The following is a 22858-nucleotide window of genomic DNA, read 5'->3' as shown; positions in this document are numbered from 1 at the left end:
TTAACGACACTGAACTGAAATTCATTCCTTTGCCGTAAAATTAAGTAAAAAAGCCCGTTAAAACGCCCGTTTTTGCTATTTTAATGCGCTAGCTGTTTTTATCTATACTTCAACAACACCTGCCTTCTCAGGAGAATCATAATGACAACAACGCATGAGGCGGTTAAAACCCGCCACAAGGAGACAACGCTTATTTTCCCGGTGGCGGCGCTGGCCGTGCTGCTGTTCTGGGGGAGTTCGCAGTCACTGCCAGTGGTAGTGGGTATCAATATTCTGGCGCTGGTCGGGATTTTAGCCAGTGCGTTTAGCGTGGTGCGCCACGCCGATGTACTTGCTCACCGTCTGGGTGAGCCTTACGGTTCGCTGATCCTGAGCCTGTCGGTAGTGATTCTGGAAGTGAGCCTGATTTCCGCCTTAATGGCGACCGGCGACGCCGCGCCGACGCTCATGCGCGACACGCTCTATTCGATCATTATGATTGTTACCGGCGGTCTGGTTGGCTTCTCGCTGTTACTGGGCGGGCGAAAATTTGCCACCCAATATATGAATCTTTTCGGCATCAAACAGTATCTGATTGCCCTCTTTCCACTGGCGATTATTGTGCTGGTCTTCCCGATGGCGCTGCCGGAGGCCAATTTCACGACCGGTCAGTCGTTATTAGTGGCGGTGATTTCAGCGGCAATGTATGGCGTCTTCCTGCTGATCCAGACCAAAACCCATCAAAGCCTGTTCGTTTATGAGCATGAAGACGACAGCGATGACGACGATCCGCACCACGGTAAGCCATCGGCTCACGGCAATTTGTGGCATACCGTCTGGCTGATTGTGCATCTGATTGCAGTCATTGCCGTGACCAAAATGAATGCGCAACCGCTGGAAGCTTTGTTAACGGAGCTGAACGCGCCGGTGGCCTTTACCGGTTTCCTGGTGGCGCTGCTGATCCTCTCGCCAGAAGGCTTGGGTGCCCTGAAAGCGGTGCTGAATAATCAGGTCCAGCGGGCAATGAACCTCTTTTTCGGCTCGGTGCTGGCGACCATTTCCCTCACCGTACCGGTAGTGACGCTTATCGCCTGGATTACCGGTAACCATCTGGTGTTTGGTCTGGAAGCCCCGGAAATGATTGTGATGGTAGCCTCGTTGATGTTGTGTCAGCTCTCTTTTTCAACCGGTCGCACCAATGTGCTCAACGGCGCGGCGCATCTGGCTCTGTTCGCCGCGTATTTGATGACGATATTTGCCTGATGATGACCGGAGGCGCGCAATAACGCCTCCGGTTATGCCGCTCAGGGAAGCGCCAGCGCATCGGCTCCCGCCCGGAAACGAAGCTGATCCTCCCCACTGCTTGCAGCCCTGAATACGGCTTCGGCGACTTCAATTTCCTTAGTAAATACCGAGAACGTTTCGTAACCGGCAAAGACACTGCGGGCGAAAGGTTCATAAGCTTCTGAGATCAATCCCTGCATACGCTGCTGACCATTGGCGGCAAAGCGGGTCGTCGGGCCATAACCCGGCTCCACCAGTTTGACCCGCACGCCAAAGTGCCTCAGTTCGGGTTCCAGTGAGGCGGTAAACCCTTCAATAGCGCTCTTGCTGGCCGTGTAGGCCGCGACCAGCGGATACGGAGCCAGCGTGGCGCTTGAGGTGACGTTGACAATGGTGCCCGCCCGGCGCGCCCGAAACTGGGGGATCACCGCCTGGCACATCGCCATCACGCCGAAGGTGTTGGTCTCGAAAATTTCGCGTACGGTGGACATGGGCGTGTCCTCAAACGCGCCGAACAGGCCGATCCCGGCATTATTCACCAGCACGTCAATCGGGCCGGCTGCATTGAGGGCAGAAGCGATGCTGTCGGGTTTCGTCACATCCAGTGGCAACATGCGCAGGTTCACGGAAGCAGGAAACAATTCCTCCTGAGGTTCGCGCATCGTGGCGATGACCTTCCAGCCCTGTTTGAGGAAGTAACGGGCCGTTTCCAGGCCATAGCCGGATGAACAGCCGGTGATCAGTACAGTTTTCATTGCAGGCTCCAGGTGTGTGAGTTCAGCCTGTACAATAGACGCGCACCACCGGATTACCGATAATGCAGCGTCCGTTTTTATTTAGCGAGAGTCCTGAAATGAGCGATCCGCTTTCAGAAGTCGTTCGGCTGCTCCATCCGGGGGCGGCCTTTGCCAATATCATCAGCGGCAAAGGTAACTGGGCCGTGCGCTATTTCGAATACGGTTTGCCCAGCTTCTGCATCATGCTGGAAGGAAGCTGCCAGCTTACGGTGGACGGGCATGAAGCCGTCACTCTGCGCGCCGGCGATTTCATTCTGCTGCCCACCACACCCGCTTTCACCCTGTCGAGCTTCGTCCCTGCGCCCCCGGTTTATCTCGATCCCAATAAAGTGGCGAGCCTGCACAGCGAGATCCGTTATGGTGAACAAGGCGGTTCCCCGGATATGCGCGCAATGGGCGGCGCTTTTCTGTTTGATTGTGCTGAACCTGACCTGCTGGTTTCGCTGCTGCCCGGGGTGGTCCACGTCCGGGATTCGCTTCGTTTGTCGCAGCTTGTGCAGATGGTGGCGGAAGAATCCGCAGAGCAGAAGCCAGGCAGCGAGTTTATGTTGTCCAGACTGCCAGAATTGCTGCTGGTGGAGGCCATGCGCTCGGCCGCAGCCGGAAGCGCCCCGCCCGGGCTGTTGCGCGGTTTAGCGGATGAACGCCTGGCTCGTGCCCTGAAGCAGATGCATGAACGTATCGCTCACGCCTGGAGTATTGATGAGTTGGCGAAAATCGCGGTTCTGTCGCGCTCCGTATTCTTTGAGCGCTTTACGCGCCTGGTGGGGGTAGCGCCGATGCAGTATCTGCTTGCCTGGCGCATGGCCGTCGCAAAGGATTTGCTGCATGGTGATCAACTGTCAGTAGCGGAGGTTGCGGAACGTGTGGGCTACGGCTCGACCAGCACATTCAGCGTGGCGTTCAGCCGGTATGTCGGGCAGCCGCCCAGCCATTATGCGCGTTCATAATGGCCTGCCCCCAGTACAAAAAACCCCGCTTTCGCGGGGTTTCTCTTAGTGCTCGGTATCGAGTTCGTCGAAGCTTTTCACCAGATCGTCAATGGCTTTGATCTGTTTGAGGAACGGCTCCAGCTTCGCCAGCGGCAGCGCAGATGGGCCGTCGCATTTGGCATTGTCCGGATCCGGATGCGCTTCAATAAACAGGCCAGCCAGACCGGTCGCCATGCCTGCACGGGCCAGTTCAGCCACCTGAGCGCGACGGCCGCCGGATGCTGCGCCAAACGGGTCGCGGCACTGCAACGCGTGGGTCACATCGAAAATCACCGGCGAGTTGTTGGAGACTTTCTTCATCACGCTAAAGCCAAGCATATCCACAACCAGGTTGTCATAACCGAAGTTAGCGCCACGGTCGCACAGGATCACTTTATCGTTACCGCCTTCAATAAATTTATCGACGATATTCCCCATCTGGCCGGGGCTTACGAACTGCGGTTTTTTCACGTTAATGACCGCGCCGGTTTTCGCCATTGCTTCCACCAGATCGGTCTGGCGAGCAAGGAACGCCGGAAGCTGGATCACATCAACCACGTCGGCAACCGGCTGCGCCTGGCTTGCTTCGTGCACATCAGTGATAACTTTAACGCCGAAGGTCTGTTTCAGTTCCTGGAAGATTTTCATCCCCTCTTCCAGACCCGGCCCACGGTAGGACTTGATGGAAGAGCGGTTGGCTTTATCAAAAGAGGCTTTGAACACGTACGGAATGCCCAGTTTCTGGGTTACGGTGACGTAGTGTTCGCAAATGCGCATTGCTAAATCGCGGGATTCCAGCACGTTCATACCACCAAACAGTACAAACGGCAGATCGTTCGCGACGTTAATGTCGCCAATGCTGACCACTTTTTGTTTCATAAAATCGCCTTATCGAGTGTGAATGCTTAATGCAGGGTAATCTGTTTATGGGAAATCGTGTTGATTTGCGCGCGGATCATCTCGCTAATTGGATCCTCAGGGCACTGCTCAACAAAATAGCTTAAATCATGCAGCGCCACATGGTCGCAATCGAGCTGAGCGTAGATAAGCCCACGATCGCGGATCTCATACGGGTCTTCCGGGTTGAACTGCAATAATGCTTCACTGGCGCGCAACGCCAGCTCCATCTGCTGCTCTTCCATTAATGCCGACTTTAACGTATCCAGCAGTTTGCGGATCACTTCAGCATTGTCGGCTTCATCAAGGTCTTCATTAAATAGCTCGGCCACCGGGCTAATATTGCCTTTCAGCCAAACTTCTAGCGTGTGTTCATCCAGCGTGTCGCCGTTAAACGGGTTAATCAGCCACATTCCACCGTCCAGCCATTCGGCGCGCAGAATAAGCTGCGTCGGGAAAATAACCGGCGTCAGGGGAATATCCAGCCGCCCGGCAACCCACAGTAAAATGGCACCCAGCGACACCGCGCTGCCCTGGCGGTTTTGCAACACTTTATCGAGCCACAGCGCATCGGATAAACGGTAGATACCGCGGGTATCTTTAAAACCCCATTCGCCATAAAAAAGCTCAACAAGTTTTTCCAGTTGCCAGTCCTGAGGCTTTGCCTGACTGATTTCCTCACGCGCCAGGCTGAGCAAGCGCTCCAGTTCATCTTGCACATACTGTGAAGGAAAATCATCGCGGATCAGCTCGGAAACAAGGATCATCCCGTCGCATAATGGCGCGTTGTTAAATTCGAAATCAGCTAACGACCTCATGTCTTACCCCAGTATCGGTACTTTTGTGGCGGCGAGTTTAATGATGATGTACAGCACCACCAGCCCCAGCAGAAAGGCGATAAAACCGATTTGCTGGCTGCGCGGGCGATGTCGCCCCAGCGCAATAAAACCCAAAACGATGTAGATGATAACGCCAAACAGCTTCTCAGTCAGCCATGCGCCTTTCGAAGTCAAAGGTAAATAACCCGTCACCCACATCAACCCCGCGCCGCTGAGCAGCAACACGCTATCCACCATATGCGGGACCACCCGCACCCAGCGCGCGTTAAAGCGGGGGTTCTCTGTCCAGCGCCACCAGTAACGTAAAACGAACAGGCTAATGGTCAGCGCTACCGAGGTCAAATGCAGAATAATCAGGACGTTAAATGCACGCATTCCGTGTAGCTCCGGTTAAGGTCGCTGTCCCAGCGTCAGGCGTTCGTTATCACCATAATCCCGGCAGGTTTCCACGTTCTGCCAGCCATAGCGGGCGAAAATCTCCCGCACCGCCGCGCCCTGCTGCCAGCCATGTTCCAGCAGCAACCAACCCTGTGGCTGCAAATAACGGGGCGCGTTAGCAATGATGGTGTGCAGATCCGCAAGCCCGTTTTCAGCCGCCACCAGCGCACTTAATGGCTCAAAGCGTACATCGCCCTGCGCCAGGTGGGGATCTTGCTCATCAATATAGGGAGGATTGCTGACAACCAGCGAGAATTGCTGCCCATCGAGGGCGCTGAACCAGCTGCTTTGCCGGATTTCAACATTCGTGATGCCCAGATGCGCGGCATTGCGCTGCGCCAGCGCAACCGCTTCAGGGATCAGATCAACAGCGGTGACGTGGCAGTCCGGGCGTTCACTCGCCAGAGCCAGCGCAATTGCCCCGGTGCCGGTGCCCAAATCCAGAATGCGGCACGGCGAGGCGGGAAGACGGGCGAGCGCCTGCTCAACCAGACACTCGGTGTCCGGGCGCGGGATAAGCGTGGCCGGAGAAACAAACAGCGGCAGCGACCAGAACTCCCGCTCGCCGACCAGGTGCGCGACCGGCTCGCCGCGCACGCGCCGGGCCAGCAATGTTGCCAGCTGTTGCTGCTGATCCGCCGTAAGCGGTGTTTCACCAAAGGCGAGAAGAAAGGTCCGCGCTTTGCCGGTCACAAAACCGAGCAGGATCTCCGCGTCACGGCGCGGGCTATCGCTCGCCTGTAACTGGCTTATCGCCTCGCGCAACCACTGTTGATAATCCATTAGTCCTGCTCGGAGAGTGCCGCCAGTTGGTCGGCCTGGTATTCCTGCACAATCGGTTCGATTAGCATATCGAGTTTGCCTTCCATCACCTCGTCCAGGCGATAGAGTGTCAGGTTAATGCGGTGATCGGTGACGCGCCCCTGCGGGAAGTTGTAGGTGCGGTTGCGGTCGCTGCGATCGCCGCTGCCAAGCAGGTTACGACGGGTTGATGCTTCTGCCTGCTGGCGTTTCGCCATCTCTGCCGCGCGAATACGTGAACCGAGCACCGCCAGCGCTTTGGCTTTGTTTTTGTGCTGTGAGCGTTCGTCCTGGCACTCCACCACAATGCCGGTTGGCAAGTGGGTAATACGAATAGCGGAATCGGTGGTGTTAACGTGCTGACCACCCGCGCCAGACGAGCGGAACGTATCGATACGCAGATCCGCCGGGCTTATCTCCGGCAATTCCGCTTCTGGTATCTCCGGCATCACCGCCACGGTACAGGCAGAAGTATGAATACGCCCCTGCGATTCCGTGGCCGGTACGCGCTGCACGCGGTGGCCGCCGGATTCAAATTTCAGCCGACCATACACACCGTCACCGCTGATTTTGGCAATCACTTCTTTATAACCGCCATGCTCGCCTTCATTGGCGCTCATGATTTCCACGCGCCAGCGACGAGACTCGGCATAACGGCTGTACATACGGAACAGATCGCCGGCAAACAGTGCGGCTTCATCCCCGCCGGTTCCGGCACGGACTTCGACAAACGCATTGCGCTCGTCATCGGGATCTTTGGGCAGCAGCAGCACCTGCAATTGCTGTTCAAGCCGCTCGCCCTTTTCTTTCGCGTCACGCAGTTCGTCCTGCGCCATTTCGCGCATTTCCGGGTCATCGAGCATCATCTGCGCGGTTTCGATATCATCCTGAATCTGTTGCCAGTCAGTAAAACAGCGGGATACGTCGCTCAGTTGCGCATATTCACGCGACAGGGCGCGAAAACGGTCCTGATCGGCAATAGTTTGCGCATCACCCAGCAGCGCCTGAACTTCTTCATGGCGTTCATGCAGGGCTTCCAGTTTGGCAACAATAGAAGGCTTCATAGGCGTAAGTGCACCTTTTAAGAATAAGAGTGTGTTGTGCTAATCCAGCCCGAGGCTGTTGCGCAGAATATGCAGGCGATCGTCGTCCCCGTCACGGGCGGCCTGCTGAAGAGATTTGGTAGGGGCGTGAATCAAACGGTTGGTGAGCTTCCACGCCAGGTCTTGCATAATGGCTTGCGGATCGCCGCCCTGCTCCAGCGCGGCAAGCGCTTTCGCCGTCAGCTCGTTGCGAACGATTTCTGACTGGCTGCGATACTCACGAATAGTCTCGCTGGCGCTTTGCGCGCGCAGCCAGGCCATAAATTCACTGGTTTCCTGGGCGACAATGGTTTCTGCCTGCACTGCCGCAGCTTTACGCTGCGCCAGATTGTGCTGAATGATGCTTTGCAAATCGTCCACGCTGTACAAATAGGCATTGGCGATTTTACCCACCTCCGGCTCAACATCGCGCGGAACGGCGATATCCACCAGCAGCATCGGCTGGTTACGCCGCGCTTTCATTGCCCGCTCCATCATCCCTTTGCCGATAATCGGCAGCGGGCTGGCGGTTGAGCTAATAACGATATCGGCGTCTTTCAGGCGCTCATCAATATCACTCAGGGAGATAACTTCCGCGCCAACTTCATCGGCCAGCACCTGCGCACGCTCGCGCGTACGGTTGGCGATGATCATCTTCTGCACTTTGTGTTCGCGCAGATGGCGGGCCACCAGTTCAATGGTTTCCCCCGCGCCGACCAGCAGCACGGTTACCGAAGAGAGAGATTCGAAGATTTGGCGCGCCAGCGTACAGGCGGCAAAGGCGACAGAGACTGCGCTGGCACCGATATCCGTTTCCGTACGCACGCGCTTGGCAACGGAGAAGGATTTCTGGAACATGCGCTCCAGTTCGCTGGCGTTATCGTGTCCGCGCTGAGAATCAGCAAAGGCTTTTTTTACCTGGCCCAGGATTTGCGGCTCGCCAAGCACCAGCGAATCCAGACCGCTCGCCACGCGCATTAAATGGCTGACGGCGTCGTTATCCTGGTGCCAGTAAAGGCTCTGGCGGACCTCGTCCTCACGCAAATGATGGTAATCACATAGCCAGCGCACCAGCGCTTCCTGAAGATTGTCCCGCTCCTCGACGCTCAGATAGAGTTCGGTACGGTTACAGGTCGACAGCACCACGCCACCCTGCACCATCGGCTGTGAGAGCAGGCTTTCCAGCGCCTGATCAAGCGTTTCCGGCGAAAATGCAATGCGTTCTCGCAACGAAACAGGTGCCGTTTTATGGTTGATGCCGAGAGCTAAAAGGGTCATGGGCGCGGGAATAGTACCAACGTTGATAAGGTTAGACTGCACGCATCATACAGGATGAGCGTAGTCAATAAAAGAGAGACTATCCTTTCGGAGTAATTGGTAATTTAATGATTTAAGACAACTTGAACGTAGACGCTCTTTCTGTGCGGCGCTAGCATTACGTTTAACCACTGCAAACTCTTACAAGGATTTGTCATCGTTATGATTATGCCGGATTCCCGCTTCATTCGCCTGCTACCGCTGGCAAGCCTCGTTCTGACCGCCTGTACGCTTAACGCGCCGAAAGGTCCGGGTCAAAGCCCCGACTCACCGCAATGGCGTCAGCACCAGCAGCAAGTACGCGATTTGAACCAGTATCAAACCCGTGGTGCCTTTGCTTATATTTCCGATGAACAAAAAGTCTATGCCCGCTTTTTCTGGCAACAAACCGGCCAGGATCGCTACCGTTTACTGCTCACCAACCCGCTGGGCAGCACCGAGCTTGAGCTGAACGCGCAGCCGGGTAACGTGCAACTGGTCGATAACAAAGGCAAACGCTACACCGCTGACGATGCCGAAGAGATGATCGGTAAGCTGACCGGCATGCCTATCCCGCTTAACAGCCTGCGCCAGTGGATCCTCGGCCTGCCGGGTGATGCCACCGACTATAAACTTGATGACCAGTACCGCCTGAGCCAGTTGAACTACAGCCAGGGCGGGAAAAACTGGAAAGTGGTTTATGGCGGCTACGACACGAAAACCCAGCCCGCCATGCCCGCCAATATGGAGCTCAACGACGGTCAGCAGCGCATCAAGCTGAAGATGGATAACTGGATCGTCAAATGATGAAGTGGCCTGCTCCGGCGAAACTCAATCTGTTTTTATACATTACCGGCCAGCGTGCGGATGGTTACCACACGCTGCAAACGCTTTTTCAGTTCCTTGACTACGGTGATACGCTGACGATTGAACCGCGCAGCGATGGCAACATTTGCCTGTTGACGCCGGTTGCTGGCGTGCCTGATGAAGAGAACCTTATCGTGCGCGCGGCGCGGTTGCTGATGAAACGCGCCGGGGAAACCGGGCGCTTAACCGTAGGCAGCGGCGCGGACATTGCCATTGAAAAACGCCTGCCGATGGGCGGCGGTCTGGGCGGCGGCTCGTCAAATGCGGCGACGGTGCTGGTTGCGCTCAACCATCTGTGGCAGTGCGGGCTGAGTGTTGATGAACTGGCGGCGCTGGGTCTGACGCTCGGTGCCGATGTGCCGGTGTTTGTGCGCGGTCATGCCGCGTTTGCCGAGGGCGTAGGCGAGATATTGACGCCAGTAAATCCGCCCGAAAAGTGGTATCTGGTGGCGCATCCGGGTGTCAGCATTCCCACTCCGGTTATCTTTAATGATCCTGAACTACCAAGAAATACCCCCGTCAGGTCAATTGAGACGTTACTGAAATGTGAATTCGGCAACGATTGCGAGGTTATCGCAAGAAAACGTTTTCGTAAGGTTGATGCCGCGCTTTCCTGGCTGTTAGAATACGCGCCGTCGCGCCTGACTGGCACAGGAGCCTGTGTCTTTGCCGAATTTGACACCGAATCCGCCGCTCGTCAGGTGCTTGAGCAAGCCCCGGAATGGCTGCACGGTTTTGTCGCGCGAGGCGTCAACCTCTCGCCGCTAGCACAAACCATCGCCGGGCAAGCTGAGTTCCGGTGACAACGTCACATGTTCCAGACGTTGCATCGTGCTCTTTAATACACCGCATGGATAGTTTTTCGCCCTGACCCGCACATTTCGGCGTATTCTATCCACCACTGGACGCATGCCTGAGGTTCTTCTCGTGCCTGATATGAAGCTTTTTGCTGGTAACGCTACCCCGGAACTAGCACAACGTATTGCCAACCGCCTGTACACTTCTCTCGGCGACGCCGCTGTAGGTCGCTTTAGCGACGGCGAAGTCAGCGTACAAATCAATGAAAACGTACGCGGTGGTGATATTTTCATCATCCAGTCCACTTGTGCCCCAACGAACGACAACCTGATGGAATTGGTTGTTATGGTCGATGCCCTGCGCCGTGCTTCCGCAGGCCGTATCACCGCCGTTATCCCCTATTTTGGTTATGCTCGCCAGGACCGCCGTGTACGCTCTGCTCGCGTGCCAATTACCGCCAAAGTGGTTGCCGATTTCCTCTCAAGCGTTGGTGTTGACCGCGTACTCACCGTTGACCTGCACGCTGAACAGATCCAGGGCTTCTTTGATGTGCCGGTAGATAACGTGTTCGGTAGCCCGATCCTGCTCGAAGATATGCTGCAACTGAATCTGGATAACCCGATTGTGGTTTCGCCGGATATCGGCGGCGTCGTTCGCGCTCGCGCTATTGCTAAACTGCTGAACGATACCGATATGGCGATCATTGATAAACGCCGTCCGCGCGCTAACGTTTCCCAGGTGATGCACATCATCGGTGACGTGGCTAACCGCGACTGCGTACTGGTTGACGATATGATCGACACCGGCGGTACGCTGTGCAAAGCCGCTGAGGCCCTGAAAGAACGTGGCGCGAAACGCGTCTTCGCCTACGCCACACACCCGATTTTCTCCGGTAATGCGGTCAATAATCTGCGCAACTCTGTGATTGACGAAGTGGTGGTCTGCGACACCATTCCGCTGAGCGAAGAGATCAAAGCGCTGCCGAACGTACGTACGCTGACGCTCTCTGGCATGCTGGCCGAAGCTATCCGTCGTATCAGCAACGAAGAATCGATTTCTGCGATGTTCGAACATTAATCGACGCTGCACAATAAACCCGCTCCGGCGGGTTTTTTTAGCTTCAAAAATTATTTGTATGATTTATTAATACTTTACGACTACGCTTCACGGACGACCACATTGTGAACAAGTTGCTTTCTCCACACATCATGCCTTTCCGCGCGCTCATTGATGCCTGCTGGAAAGAAAAATATACCGCCGCACGGTTTACCCGCGATCTGATTGCCGGCATCACCGTAGGCATTATTGCGATCCCGCTGGCAATGGCGCTGGCAATTGGCAGCGGCGTCGCACCGCAATACGGGCTTTATACCGCTGCCGTTGCAGGCATTGTGATTGCTCTGAGCGGCGGGTCGCGCTACAGCGTTTCCGGGCCGACTGCCGCCTTTGTGGTGATCCTCTACCCGGTCTCGCAGCAGTTTGGCCTCTCCGGCCTGCTGGTAGCGACCCTGATGTCCGGGGTTTTTCTGATCCTGTTTGGTCTGGCCCGCTTTGGCCGCCTGATTGAATACATTCCCCTTTCCGTCACCCTTGGTTTCACCTCCGGGATCGGCATTACCATCGCCACCATGCAGATAAAAGACTTTTTCGGTCTGCAACTGACGCACGTGCCGGAGCATTACCTGCAAAAAGTGGGCGCGCTGGTGATGGCACTGCCGACGATTAACCCGGGCGATGCGGCAATTGGTATTGTCACCCTCGGCACGTTGATCCTCTGGCCGCGTCTGCGTTTGCGCCTGCCCGGTCACTTGCCTGCGCTGCTGGCGGGTTGTGCGGTCATGTTGATTGTTAATCTGCTGGGCGGTGATGTCGCCACTATCGGTTCGCAGTTCCACTATGTGCTGGCCGATGGCAGCCAGGGCAATGGCATTCCGCAGTTGCTGCCGCAACTGGTGTTGCCGTGGGATCTGCCCGATTCCACTTTTACGTTGAGCTGGGATTCGTTGCGGGCGCTGCTGCCTGCCGCGTTTTCGATGGCGATGCTCGGTGCGATTGAATCGTTGCTCTGCGCGGTCGTGCTGGATGGCATGACCGGAACCAAACATAAAGCCAACAGCGAGCTGATTGGTCAGGGGCTGGGCAATATTGTCGCGCCGTTTTTTGGCGGCATCACCGCCACCGCCGCTATCGCCCGCTCCGCCGCCAACGTGCGCGCCGGGGCAACGTCACCCATTTCAGCGGTGATCCACTCGCTGCTGGTGATCATGGCGCTGCTGGTGCTGGCTCCGCTGCTCTCGTGGCTGCCGCTTTCGGCGATGGCTGCGTTGCTGCTGATGGTGGCATGGAATATGAGCGAAGCGCATAAGGTGATTGACCTGCTGCGCCGCGCACCAGCCGATGACATTGTGGTAATGATTCTTTGTATGTCGCTGACGGTACTGTTTGATATGGTTATCGCCATCAGCGTCGGGATTGTGCTCGCATCACTGCTGTTTATGCGTCGCATAGCGCACATGACGCGCCTGGCAACGGTAAATGTCAGCGTGCCGGATGACGTGCTGGTCCTGCGTGTGATTGGCCCGCTGTTTTTTGCCGCAGCGGAAGGTGTGTTCAGCGACCTGGAAACACGCATCGCCGGGAAACGCATCGTGGTGCTGAAATGGGATGCTGTTCCGGTGCTGGATGCCGGTGGTCTGGACGCGTTCCGCCGCTTTGTCAGCCGCCTGCCGGAAGGCACGGAACTTCGCGTCAGCAACCTGGAGTTTCAGCCGCTGCGCACGATGGCCCGCGCCGGTATCCAGCCGATCCCTGGCCGCCTGGCATTCTTCCCGAACCGTGATGCGGCGTTAGCAGCGCTCTGACATTGGGGTAAAAAAACGGTTCCCGCGGGAACCGTTATCAAATTCGTTATTGTTAGCCGTGATTTTGCCTGTCGCGGCGGCAACGTTTGTCATAGTGGCGCACCCACCAGTACTTATCACATACCTGCTCATGGCCGCCAACGCGCGCGCCTGCAAGCCAGAGCACGGCTCCGAGGAAAATACTGAGCACCGCGCCGTGGGCAAAAATTTGTGGCAGGTGAAGCTGTGGAAGCTGGTTTAAAATCGAATAACCGACGCCAACAACCATCACGACCAACCCCAACCCCATGAGCGCATTACCGAGTAACGAAGCGTTTTTGCGTTTCATCTGTCACCTCCGGAACGATGGGTTGGATGGGATAACCCCAATCCTTGTGCGTAAAGTATAGGCAGCGCACTTTTAAGCGGTTGCGGACACGATCACAATTACACATATCCGACTAACAAAAATTTACATATAACCCACTGAACTACTTGAAAATCGAATGGTTGACGAGAGCAATTATTATCATTTCCCCTTCTTTCCGGTGAGAATTTTGTCATCGCGCTTCGCACAACGTAAACTACGCGCCGGACATTGACCTGGTCAGGAATGAAAAGTGACGATTAAATTGATTGTCGGGCTGGCGAACCCCGGTGCCGAATACGCCGCGACACGCCATAACGCGGGTGCCTGGTATGTGGATTTACTGGCGGATCGCGCCCGCGTCCCGCTACGCGACGAGCCGAAGTTTTTTGGCTATACCTCGCGCATTACGCTGGCAGGCGAAGATGTGCGTCTGCTCGTCCCCACGACATTTATGAACCTGAGCGGTAAAGCGGTTGCGGCAATGGCGACCTTTTATCGCATCAACCCCGATGAGATCCTGGTGGCCCATGATGAGCTGGATCTGCCACCAGGCGTGGCGAAGTTCAAACTTGGCGGGGGCCACGGCGGCCATAATGGTCTGAAAGACATCATCAGCAAACTGGGCAATAACCCGAATTTCCACCGTTTGCGCGTCGGAATCGGTCATCCGGGCGATAAAAACAAAGTTGTCGGTTTTGTGCTGGGTAAACCGCCGGTTTCCGAGCAGAAACTGATCGACGAGGCGGTAGACGAAGCGGCGCGTTGCACCGAGATTTGGCTGAAAGAAGGGTTGACCAAAGCGACCAACCGGCTGCACGCCTTTAAAGCACAGTAACCGGGCTGCGGCGGCTTTTTTGCCGCGCGTTACAGCGGTTATGTGTATACTAGGCGAAGTTTTTCACTTTTCTACAATCCGTTTTTCGCAACGGGTTGATTATCAAGAGATTAAGGTAATTACATCATGGGATTCAAATGCGGTATCGTCGGTCTGCCTAACGTAGGTAAATCCACCCTGTTCAATGCGCTCACCAAAGCGGGTATCGAAGCGGCCAACTTCCCGTTCTGTACCATTGAGCCGAACACCGGTGTCGTACCGATGCCCGATCCGCGTCTGGATAAACTCGCGGAAATCGTTAAACCGCAGCGTATTCTGCCGACTACCATGGAATTCGTGGACATCGCCGGTCTGGTAAAAGGCGCCTCCAAAGGCGAAGGCCTGGGTAACCAGTTCCTGACCAACATCCGCGAAACGGAAGCGATCGGCCACGTGGTGCGCTGCTTTGAGAATGACAACATCATTCACGTTAATAACAAAGTCGATCCGGCAGAAGACATTGACGTTATCAATACTGAACTGGCGCTGGCGGATCTGGATACCTGCGAACGTGCGATTCACCGCGTGCAGAAAAAAGCCAAAGGCGGCGATAAAGACGCAAAAGCCGAGCTGGCCGCGCTGGAAAAATGCCTGCCGCAGCTGGAAAACGCCGGGATGCTGCGCTCGCTGGATCTGAGCGACGAAGACAAAGCAGCGATCCGCTACCTGAGCTTCCTGACGCTGAAACCGACCATGTACATTGCCAACGTCAATGAAGATGGTTTCGAAAACAACCCCTATCTCGACACCGTGCGTGAAATCGCCGCCAAAGAGGGTTCTGTGGTGGTTGCGGTGTGCGCGGCGGTTGAATCGGATATCGCCGAGCTGGACGATGCCGATCGTGACGAGTTTATGGCCGAACTGGGTCTGGAAGAGCCGGGCCTGAACCGCGTGATCCGCGCCGGTTACGAACTGCTGAACCTGCAAACCTACTTCACCGCTGGCGTAAAAGAAGTGCGCGCCTGGACTATTCCGGTTGGCGCAACCGCGCCGCAGGCCGCCGGTAAAATCCACACCGACTTCGAGAAAGGTTTTATTCGCGCACAAACCATCGCTTATGAAGATTTCATTACCTACAAAGGTGAGCAAGGCGCGAAAGAAGCCGGCAAAATGCGCTCCGAAGGGAAAGATTACATCGTTAAAGATGGCGATGTGATGAACTTCTTGTTTAACGTCTGATTGCCCTTTTCGCTTCACAAAAATCCACGCTTTTGCGTGGATTTTTTATTTCAATGAGGTTACAAGCTACTCCTGCAAGCTTGCCCCCTTGCTGGCGATAACTTTTTGATACCAGTAGAAGCTTTTTTTGCGACTGCGTGCGAGGCTGCCCTCTCCGTTATCATCCCGGTCGACATAGATAAAACCGTACCGTTTGGAAAGCTCAGCTTTAGAGGCACTCACAAGGTCAATGGGCCCCCAGGCGGTATATCCCATGACGTCCACACCGTCTGCAATGGCTTCACGCACCTGGACTAGATGATCGTTGAGATAGCTGATTCGGTAGTCGTCCAGAATTGTGCCATCTGCCTCGACTTTATCTTTCGCGCCAAGCCCGTTTTCTACTATAAACAAAGGCTTCTGATAACGATCCCACAGGTCGTTCAGTAACGTTCGCAGACCAATCGGGTCAATTTGCCAGCCCCAGTCCGACGCAGCCAGATGGGGGTTTGGCACCATACTCAGAATATTGCCGCGCGCTTTTTTATTGAGTTCTTCGTCAGCGGTTACGCAGCCCGTCATATAGTAGCTGAATGAAATAAAATCGACGGTATGCCGCAGCGCCATCAGGTCTGCATCCGTAATATCAAGTTCAATGGCGTTATCACGGAAATAGCGCTTCATATAGCCAGGATACGCGCCACGGCACTGCACATCGCCAAAGAATTGCCAGGTGCGATTCTCCTGTAACGCTTTAAACACATCTGCCGGTTTGCAGGAAAGCGGATACACCAGGCCGCCCAGCAGCATATTGCCAATCTTCGCATCCGGAATGATTTCATGGCAGGCTTTCACCGCTAAAGCGCTGGCTACCAGTTGATGATGGATCGCCTGATACACCTGCGCTTTGCTGCTGGTTTCAGGCAGGCCAACACCCGTCATCGGTGCATGCAGGGACATATTGATTTCGTTAAAGGTAAGCCACAACTTCACCTTATTTTGGTAGCGGGTAAAGACCGTGCGCGCATAGCGTTCGAAGAACCCGATGACCTTCCGGCTTCCCCAGCCGCCGTACTGTTTCACCAGTCCCCACGGCATTTCATAATGCGACAACGTCACCAGCGGAGTAATGCCATGCTTTGCGAGCTCATCAAACAACTGGTCATAAAAAGCTAGCCCGGCCTCGTTCGGTCGTTCCTCGTCACCATTGGGGAAAATTCTTGTCCAGGCAATAGAAACGCGCAGGCAACTGAAACCCATTTCTGCAAATAATGTAATATCCTCCGGGTAGCGATGATAAAAGTCGATCGCCACATCTTTAATGCCATGATCACCTGCTACACGCTCGATTACTGGCCCAAACACGCCCTGCGGTTGTACATCTGATGTCGACAGTCCTTTACCCGCTTCCTGATAAGCGCCTTCAACCTGATTGGCGGCAATCGCGCCACCCCATAAAAAATTGTCCGGGAACGTTTTCATCCTGTGCTCCTGTTAGTGTGAGTTACGATTTACGGTCAGCAACGGCATTCCGGCTTCGACGGCCGTAGAGGCCACGGTGGTAACAGCGCGATAACTGTCGCTGTTGCTGATGATAATGGGGGTAGCCAGATCAAACCCGGCCGCGAGGATGGCTTGCCGATCAAATTCGAGCAACAGGTCGCCAGGCTGAACCTTGTCACCTACTTTTACATGTGCCGTGAAGGGCTCACCATCAAGTTTCACAGTGTCGATACCTACGTGGATCAGCACTTCGATACCGCTGTCGCTAAGCAGTCCAATCGCATGTTTAGTCTGAAAAAGGGAGGCGACTTCACCGGCGAAGGGCGCAATCACTTTGTTGCCAGAAGGAATAATGCCGACGCCCTCGCCCAATAAGCCGCTGGCAAATGTGCTATCCGGAACCTGGTCGAGCGCTAACACGGTGCCGCTCATCGGGGAGTGAATTTCATTTTCACCGACTTCTATTTTGACAACCGATGATTGTGCAGTTGAACGCGCAGGCATACCTGCCACCAATGTCAGCACAAAACTCAGCACCATGGCGACCAGCGTGCCAAGAATGCCTCCCCACAATGTGGCATCGACGCCGCCTGGAGGAATCATCTGTGCAAGGGTAAAAATATTGGCAAAACCGAATGAATAAACGTGGCTGTTACTGAACCCCACGATGGCACCACCAATAGATCCGGCCACACAGCCGAAAATAAACGGCCGACGCAACGGCAAGTTAACGCCGTAAACTGCCGGCTCGGTGATACCAAAAATACCTGCGGTTGCCGCAGAGCCCGCCAGCACTTTCTGACGCGTGTCGCGAGTACGCAGAAAAACCCCGAATGCCGCACCAACCTGCCCCATTACCGCAGGCAGCAACATCGGTACCATCGAATCTTGTCCCAATACCGACAGGTTGTTGATCATCAGCGGTACCAGTCCCCAGTGCAGGCCGAAAATCACACAGACCTGCCATAAAGCCCCCATTGCGCCACCCGCCAACCAGGGTGCAACACCGTAAATCATCTGGTATCCACCCGCCAGAAGTTGACTCAGCCATGTCGCGACAGGTCCAATCGCCAGGAAAGTCAAAGGCACCGTTACCGCAAGGCAAATCAGCGGGGTGAAGAAATTTTTCACCGCAGAAGGAAGGCGTTTATTACCTTGCTTTTCCAGCCAGCAACTTACCCAGGCGGCGAGAATAATGGGGATGACTGAGGCGCTGTAATTGAACCAGCTAACCGGGATCCCAAGGAAAAGGTCAACCGGTGCGCCCGGCACCCGGCTGGCTTCGAAAGACTGTAACATCAGCGGATGCGTCAGCGCGCCACCGATAACCATCGTGATAAACGGGTTGCCGCCAAATTTTTTCCCTGCGGTATAACCCAGTACGATGGGGAAGAAAAAGAACAGCGCATCGCTGGCCGCGTACCATATTTTATACGTTCCGCTATCAACGGTGAGCCAGTGACAGACCACCGCCAGCGCCAGTAGCCCTTTGAGGATCCCCGATGCAGCGAGGATGCCGATAAAGGGCGTAAATATTCCGGAAACAATATCAATTAACCGCCCCAGCAGATTAGGTTTTTCGCTGTGTTCATCTTCCGCAGCGGGAGAGTCATCTGTTAGCCCTGCTTCGCTGCGAACAGCCTGCCAGACCTCATTGACGTGATTACCAATCACAACCTGAAACTGTCCGCCGCTTTCCACCACCATAATGACATCCGGGTTGGTTTTAAGCCCTTCAGCATCTGCATTTTTGTTATCTTTAAGTCTGAAACGTAACCGCGTCGCGCAATGCACCAGGCTGACGATATTCTCCCGTCCCCCCACATGGCTGAGTATATCCTTCGCCAGAGCTTGATATTTCATGTCGTTTTCCTTACATCCGATACCCGCAGGTATCCCTTAGGTAAAAAATAAAAAAACCCGAGAACAGCTCTTAAAAAGAGCCGCGCTCAGGTTTTGCCTGCTTAACGCAGTAACAATCCTTTTTTAGATAGCCCGGAGGAGATTAACGTCGCTCTTTTCTCACGCGTTCAATATGAATAGCGAGAAACATTATCTCTTCCGTTGTTAATTCCCGTTGGTAGGTTGTCAGCAAATGCCGCGCAACTTTTTCAGCACATCTCCACGCCTTCGCATAGTTCTCTTTCACTGCGCTGTGTAATGAAATATCGTCGTCAGGTACCACAGTACGGGTGAGCATCCGCTGAGCAAAGAATTTCAAATGCGTTACAAACCGCTGATAACTCAATGATTCTTCGTCATACTCAAGCTGTAACTGATATTTAACCAGTTGCAGAATTTCCTGCATAACACGCGTAACGTGCATCACTTCCGGCATCTCGCTATTAAGCTGTGCGGTGACCAGATGCAATGCAATAAAACCGGCTTCATCCTCAGGTAAATCCACATGAAGCCTGCGAGCAATGATGGACAGCGCTTCCTGACCCAACGCAAATTCTTTCGGATAGAGACGTTTAATTTCCCAGAGCAGAACGTTTTTTATCGCCGCGCCTTTATGATGACGTTCGATAGCAAACCAGCAGTGGTCAGTTAATGTGATATACAAACTCTCCTGCAATTTACCCAGACGCTGCGTTGCCAGCGTGATGATGCGATCGCAAGTGGTCATGACTTCCAGCGGGATCTGGCTCAGTAATTCACCGAGGTGGCGGACCATTTCATCATTCTGTAGTGAAAAGACTTTTTCAATTTTGTCTTCATCCAGTGCGTCACCAACGCGTTTCTTAAAGGCCAGCCCTCGTCCCATCACGACCTGTTCCCGATTTTGTTCATCGAGGACAACGACGACATTGTTATTTAGTACTCTGGCGATTTTCATCTTGATCCCCAAATGACCCTAAGCAAACAATCTGGATCGGTGGAAATATCTTCACCGGTAGTAGTGTTGCTTTATCTCCCGACGAATTTTTCCTGGCGGCATATCGGATTGCAGCATAGAGAGCAACGTCTTCATTTTGGGGACGACATGAAACAAATGGGTTGCAAACCCTTCGCACAAATAGTTCTTATTGGGCCGACCATCGCTGGAAATTTCAAAACGATGTTTGGGGCAACCGCCGTTGCACACTGGACGAACCATACAATTGAGGCAATCTTTACTGATGCCGTTCTTTTTATTTTGCCCAAAGGCAATGTTTTCGGGCTTATTCACCAGCGCCAGCAAATCATCTTCGTTGAGATTGCCGAGTTTGTTCTCTGGATAAACGAAATGATCGCATGAGTAAACATCACCGTTCGCTTCAACAATAAGGTTTGTGCCGCACGTTTCATTAATCACACAGGCACTGAGTTGCCCGCACATCTTCGCCAGCGTTTGCTCAAAATTCATGACAAAAACGTTACCGATATCGTGTTGGATCCAATGATCAAAGATGCAGTTCATAAATTGCCCCCAGGCTTTTGCAGGCACCGACCAGTCGGTAACACTACACTGCCCGGAGAAATCAGGCTGAATCAGGGTCAATCCATTGGCATCCGGCTTTGCGGCAGCCCTTTCAACCAGCGGAATAAACTGCATATAGCGACTGCCGATCCGTTTCAGAAAATTATAAACATCCATCGGTCGTTTAACGTTTTCGGCATTCACAACGGTAAGCGTATTGAACTCCACTTTATGCCGTTTAAGCGCTTCAAGGCCGTTCATCACCGCATCAAAGGTGCTTTTGCCTGAACGGGTGAGCCGGTAAGTGTCATTGCTGATCCTGTCGCCATCTATCGACAAGCCGACCAGAAAATTGTTCTCTTTGAGAAAAACCGCCCAATCGTCATCCAGATTCGTACCGTTGGTCTGGAAGTAATTATTAATGTGTTTAAGGCCACGGTACTGATTTTGTAAGCGCACAGCTTCACGAAAGTAATCCAGCCCCATTAAGGTGGGTTCTCCGCCCTGCCAGAGAAAATCCACTACCTCATTATTTTGTGACTGGATATTTTTTCGGACGTAGTTTTCAAGCGTAGTGGCATCCATCTTCCAGCGCGCTTTTCGTTCCGGATAGAGATGCTCTTTCTCCAGATAAAAACAGTAGGTACAGTCAATGTTGCAAACAGAACCGGAAGGTTTTGCCATCAACTGGAAATTGGTGAACGTCTGGCTCATTGCTTACCTCGCTGCTGCCCATGTGCGCTGTTTCATTGACGGATAACCGTTTCTTTTTATTGTCTGGATAACTCAAACTGCTGAACTTCACTCTCCTTCCAGCCATAACGAACCGCTTTAATGAAGAGAGAATTAATCCCTGATGGTGCCGGGAACGCGCCGCTATACAGCTCCCAGTTTTTACCGTCCAGACTGTAACCAATAGAGGCGCCATCCGTCCGGTTAGCAATATAAATTTTGTTGGTCAGGGGATTAAGTTCCGCAACCGGGGGAAGCGTCACACGCGCCTGGCCATTTGCGTCCTGTAAATCTTTAACCATTTGCTCTTCGGGGATGACCCCCATATCGTTGGTTTCGTTACGCCATTGCTCCAGTTTCTGACGAAACAGCGTGAGCGTGGGTTCGGCGGCGGTATTGCCGGCAATGTTGTGCAATTGCCAGGGATCCTGTTGCAGATCGTAAAGTTCCTCAGCAGGTTTGCGGCTAAACCACGCTTCCTGTTCTGCATTAAGCGTGCCATGCTGATGCGCCTCATTCAGTGCTCTGGTGGTATCCAGAACATCACGAAATGCAATATGTTCGCCATTGGGCGTTTTGTCTATATTCTGCACATACTGGAAGTGCTTATCGCGGACATAGTATGACCTAAGGTAAATCTCATCCATACGCCCTCTGGCGGAGAAAATATACTTTCTCTCAGGAGGATTATCCTGAGATAAGTTAATTCCCTTCATATAAAAAGGTATTTTTGCGCCACTAAAACCAAGAATTGTCGGTGCTAAATCTTCAAATGAAAGTAACCTGTCGTCTTTTTCGCCCGCTGATTTCCAGCCAACAGGAGTATATTTTTCAGGGACATGAATAATTAATGGAACATGCGTCCCGGAGTCATAACCCTCACGTTTATGACGAGGCAAACCATCTCCGTTATCAGCAGCAAAAATAACGATAGTGTTATTCCAAAGTCCGTCTTTCTTAAGCCTGTTTATTATATTCCCCACTTGCTGATCCATGACGCTGATATTCTTGTAAAACAATGCCAGTTCATTTCTGACCTGTTTTGTGTCTTTCCAGTACGGATCAAGTTGTAGCTTCGCTGGATCTATGTCGGGCAGCGTATAATGCGCGCGTAGCTTATCCCACAAAGCGGGTAATTCTTTAAAAGCGGGCTGAATTTTAGCGACATTTTCAGCAGTAAAAATGCCTGACTCGTGCGTTATCTGCGGGTTGAGATTAATGAAGAAAGGTTTTCCTTTCAGGTCATAATTTTCCCACGCGGCCGGCACCCTCAAATCATCCAGATTAGAATAAGATCCATGTGCGCTCCAGATGGTAAATGGCCCGACGTCCGCATGCCCGTCCGTAAACTGGTAATCAGTTTTCGTGTCGTTATAGGTGAAATAGCCGTTTGCACGCAATAATTCAGGATAAGCTTTCACATAAGAGGGGGGTACGCCCTGATATTTATGTTTATAGGTCGCGGTTCTCATATGCAGCAAACCGGTGGCCTGTTGAGGCATGCCGGTAATCAACCCCGCGCGGGAAGGTGCGCTGACGCCCGCCATTGTAAATGCGTTGGTAAACAACACGGACTCTTTCGCCAGCGCATCAATATTCGGCGTTACCGCATTGGGATCGCCGTACGCGCCCAACCGGGGATTCATATCTTCGGCAAGGATCAACACAATATTTGGACGCTGGCTATTGGCCTGTGCGGAAAAATCCGCTGCCTGTACCTGCTGAGCAATGCATATTGACAGCAATCCCGGGACAAGTATTTTTTTCATTATTTCAGCCCTGCCTGACCGATAAATCCCAAAAAAAAACCAGATAAGCTGATCCTCAAGAAGGAAAAAACTTATCTGGTTTTGCCTGTTAAGAACAGTAACAATCCAACTGCTGGCGAGATTAACAGGCAGCTTGTTGTATGCAATGGCGCACATTAAG

General features: G+C 53.5%; 21 protein-coding genes. 8 read left to right on the top strand and 13 right to left on the bottom strand.

Features of this window, described 5'->3' with window-relative positions; translation table 11 throughout:
- Positions 1-141: 141 nt before the first annotated feature.
- Positions 142-1242, top strand: coding sequence for a sodium-potassium/proton antiporter ChaA (chaA, locus tag Q5705_18135; protein ID WLI76480.1), 1101 nt, complete (start codon positions 142-144; stop codon positions 1240-1242).
- Positions 1243-1283: 41 nt separating this feature from the next.
- Here chaA and Q5705_18130 read toward each other — a convergent pair whose 3' ends face one another.
- On the bottom strand, positions 1284-2018 hold the full coding sequence (locus Q5705_18130; protein ID WLI76479.1) for an SDR family oxidoreductase: 735 nt from the start codon (positions 2016-2018) through the stop codon (positions 1284-1286).
- A 98-nt stretch (positions 2019-2116) separates the two neighbouring features.
- On the opposite strand from Q5705_18130, the gene Q5705_18125 reads away from it, so the two are divergent.
- Positions 2117-3010: an AraC family transcriptional regulator gene (locus tag Q5705_18125; protein WLI76478.1), complete on the top strand. Its 894-nt coding sequence runs from the start codon at positions 2117-2119 to the stop codon at positions 3008-3010.
- A 45-nt stretch (positions 3011-3055) separates the two neighbouring features.
- Here the strand turns inward: Q5705_18125 and kdsA are convergent, their stop codons facing one another.
- Genes kdsA through hemA form a run of 6 tightly spaced genes read right to left on the bottom strand, consistent with a single transcriptional unit; the run spans position 3056 to position 8366 of the window.
- Complete coding sequence (gene kdsA / locus Q5705_18120) at positions 3056-3910, bottom strand: 3-deoxy-8-phosphooctulonate synthase (protein ID WLI76477.1); 855 nt, start codon at positions 3908-3910, stop codon at positions 3056-3058.
- A gap of 26 nt (positions 3911-3936) precedes the next feature.
- On the bottom strand, positions 3937-4746 hold the full coding sequence (gene sirB1, locus Q5705_18115) for an invasion regulator SirB1 (protein WLI76476.1): 810 nt from the start codon (positions 4744-4746) through the stop codon (positions 3937-3939).
- 3 nt (positions 4747-4749) lie between these two features.
- On the bottom strand, positions 4750-5142 hold the full coding sequence (sirB2, locus tag Q5705_18110) for an invasion regulator SirB2 (protein ID WLI76475.1): 393 nt from the start codon (positions 5140-5142) through the stop codon (positions 4750-4752).
- Positions 5143-5157: 15 nt separating this feature from the next.
- The gene (gene prmC, locus Q5705_18105) at positions 5158-5988 is read right to left on the bottom strand and encodes a peptide chain release factor N(5)-glutamine methyltransferase (protein WLI76474.1); all 831 of its coding nucleotides are present in this window, start codon (positions 5986-5988) and stop codon (positions 5158-5160) included.
- Entirely contained in the window at positions 5988-7070 is a 1083-nt protein-coding gene (prfA, locus tag Q5705_18100; protein WLI76473.1) for a peptide chain release factor 1, read from the bottom strand. The genes prmC and prfA overlap by 1 nt, the downstream gene beginning before the upstream one ends.
- Before the next feature lie 39 nt (positions 7071-7109).
- Positions 7110-8366 (bottom strand): glutamyl-tRNA reductase, encoded by a 1257-nt coding sequence (hemA, locus tag Q5705_18095; protein WLI76472.1) that lies wholly within the window; start codon positions 8364-8366, stop codon positions 7110-7112.
- Positions 8367-8567: 201 nt separating this feature from the next.
- Between hemA and lolB the strand changes: the two genes are divergently transcribed.
- From lolB to dauA, 4 genes are all read left to right on the top strand, one after another.
- Positions 8568-9191 carry a lipoprotein insertase outer membrane protein LolB gene (gene lolB / locus Q5705_18090; protein WLI76471.1) on the top strand — a complete coding sequence of 208 codons (624 nt, stop codon included), beginning with the start codon at positions 8568-8570 and terminating at the stop codon, positions 9189-9191.
- Positions 9188-10054, top strand: a complete 867-nt coding sequence (gene ispE, locus Q5705_18085) for a 4-(cytidine 5'-diphospho)-2-C-methyl-D-erythritol kinase (protein ID WLI76470.1) — start codon at positions 9188-9190, stop codon at positions 10052-10054. The genes lolB and ispE overlap by 4 nt, the downstream gene beginning before the upstream one ends.
- A gap of 124 nt (positions 10055-10178) precedes the next feature.
- A complete protein-coding gene (gene prs, locus Q5705_18080; protein ID WLI76469.1) occupies positions 10179-11126 on the top strand; it encodes a ribose-phosphate diphosphokinase in 948 nt (315 codons plus the stop codon).
- Between the two features lie 104 nt (positions 11127-11230).
- Positions 11231-12910 carry a C4-dicarboxylic acid transporter DauA gene (dauA, locus tag Q5705_18075; GenBank protein WLI76468.1) on the top strand — a complete coding sequence of 560 codons (1680 nt, stop codon included), beginning with the start codon at positions 11231-11233 and terminating at the stop codon, positions 12908-12910.
- 52 nt (positions 12911-12962) lie between these two features.
- Here dauA and ychH read toward each other — a convergent pair whose 3' ends face one another.
- Entirely contained in the window at positions 12963-13238 is a 276-nt protein-coding gene (gene ychH / locus Q5705_18070; GenBank protein ID WLI76467.1) for a stress-induced protein YchH, read from the bottom strand.
- A gap of 271 nt (positions 13239-13509) precedes the next feature.
- Between ychH and pth the strand changes: the two genes are divergently transcribed.
- Positions 13510-14094 carry an aminoacyl-tRNA hydrolase gene (gene pth, locus Q5705_18065; protein ID WLI76466.1) on the top strand — a complete coding sequence of 195 codons (585 nt, stop codon included), beginning with the start codon at positions 13510-13512 and terminating at the stop codon, positions 14092-14094.
- A gap of 126 nt (positions 14095-14220) precedes the next feature.
- A complete protein-coding gene (gene ychF, locus Q5705_18060) occupies positions 14221-15312 on the top strand; it encodes a redox-regulated ATPase YchF (protein ID WLI76465.1) in 1092 nt (363 codons plus the stop codon).
- Between the two features lie 66 nt (positions 15313-15378).
- Here the strand turns inward: ychF and ascB are convergent, their stop codons facing one another.
- From ascB to Q5705_18035, 5 genes are all read right to left on the bottom strand, one after another.
- The gene (gene ascB / locus Q5705_18055; protein WLI76464.1) at positions 15379-16773 is read right to left on the bottom strand and encodes a 6-phospho-beta-glucosidase; all 1395 of its coding nucleotides are present in this window, start codon (positions 16771-16773) and stop codon (positions 15379-15381) included.
- 12 nt (positions 16774-16785) lie between these two features.
- Positions 16786-18657: a PTS beta-glucoside transporter subunit IIABC gene (gene bglF / locus Q5705_18050; protein WLI76463.1), complete on the bottom strand. Its 1872-nt coding sequence runs from the start codon at positions 18655-18657 to the stop codon at positions 16786-16788.
- A gap of 142 nt (positions 18658-18799) precedes the next feature.
- A complete protein-coding gene (gene bglG / locus Q5705_18045; protein WLI76462.1) occupies positions 18800-19633 on the bottom strand; it encodes a transcriptional antiterminator BglG in 834 nt (277 codons plus the stop codon).
- A 51-nt stretch (positions 19634-19684) separates the two neighbouring features.
- Positions 19685-20881, bottom strand: coding sequence for an anaerobic sulfatase maturase (locus tag Q5705_18040; GenBank protein ID WLI76461.1), 1197 nt, complete (start codon positions 20879-20881; stop codon positions 19685-19687).
- A gap of 86 nt (positions 20882-20967) precedes the next feature.
- Positions 20968-22698, bottom strand: coding sequence for a sulfatase (locus Q5705_18035; GenBank protein ID WLI76460.1), 1731 nt, complete (start codon positions 22696-22698; stop codon positions 20968-20970).
- Positions 22699-22858 lie beyond the last annotated feature (160 nt).

This window comes from Kosakonia sp. H02, assembly GCA_030704225.1.
In the GTDB taxonomy this organism is placed as follows: Bacteria; Pseudomonadota; Gammaproteobacteria; order Enterobacterales; family Enterobacteriaceae; genus Kosakonia.
The sequence above is the reverse complement of the archived record's forward strand: the minus strand, read 5'-3'. Positions and strand labels throughout refer to the sequence as shown.

Coding starts and splice junctions, on each gene's coding strand:
- chaA (WLI76480.1), top strand. CDS start 142: ATGACAACAACGCATGAGGCGGTTAAAACCCGCCACAAGGAGACAACG.
- Q5705_18130 (WLI76479.1), bottom strand. CDS start 2,018: ATGAAAACTGTACTGATCACCGGCTGTTCATCCGGCTATGGCCTGGAA.
- Q5705_18125 (WLI76478.1), top strand. CDS start 2,117: ATGAGCGATCCGCTTTCAGAAGTCGTTCGGCTGCTCCATCCGGGGGCG.
- kdsA (WLI76477.1), bottom strand. CDS start 3,910: ATGAAACAAAAAGTGGTCAGCATTGGCGACATTAACGTCGCGAACGAT.
- sirB1 (WLI76476.1), bottom strand. CDS start 4,746: ATGAGGTCGTTAGCTGATTTCGAATTTAACAACGCGCCATTATGCGAC.
- sirB2 (WLI76475.1), bottom strand. CDS start 5,142: ATGCGTGCATTTAACGTCCTGATTATTCTGCATTTGACCTCGGTAGCG.
- prmC (WLI76474.1), bottom strand. CDS start 5,988: ATGGATTATCAACAGTGGTTGCGCGAGGCGATAAGCCAGTTACAGGCG.
- prfA (WLI76473.1), bottom strand. CDS start 7,070: ATGAAGCCTTCTATTGTTGCCAAACTGGAAGCCCTGCATGAACGCCAT.
- hemA (WLI76472.1), bottom strand. CDS start 8,366: ATGACCCTTTTAGCTCTCGGCATCAACCATAAAACGGCACCTGTTTCG.
- lolB (WLI76471.1), top strand. CDS start 8,568: ATGATTATGCCGGATTCCCGCTTCATTCGCCTGCTACCGCTGGCAAGC.
- ispE (WLI76470.1), top strand. CDS start 9,188: ATGATGAAGTGGCCTGCTCCGGCGAAACTCAATCTGTTTTTATACATT.
- ychH (WLI76467.1), bottom strand. CDS start 13,238: ATGAAACGCAAAAACGCTTCGTTACTCGGTAATGCGCTCATGGGGTTG.
- ychF (WLI76465.1), top strand. CDS start 14,221: ATGGGATTCAAATGCGGTATCGTCGGTCTGCCTAACGTAGGTAAATCC.
- ascB (WLI76464.1), bottom strand. CDS start 16,773: ATGAAAACGTTCCCGGACAATTTTTTATGGGGTGGCGCGATTGCCGCC.
- bglF (WLI76463.1), bottom strand. CDS start 18,657: ATGAAATATCAAGCTCTGGCGAAGGATATACTCAGCCATGTGGGGGGA.
- bglG (WLI76462.1), bottom strand. CDS start 19,633: ATGAAAATCGCCAGAGTACTAAATAACAATGTCGTCGTTGTCCTCGAT.
- Q5705_18040 (WLI76461.1), bottom strand. CDS start 20,881: ATGGCAAAACCTTCCGGTTCTGTTTGCAACATTGACTGTACCTACTGT.
- Q5705_18035 (WLI76460.1), bottom strand. CDS start 22,698: ATGAAAAAAATACTTGTCCCGGGATTGCTGTCAATATGCATTGCTCAG.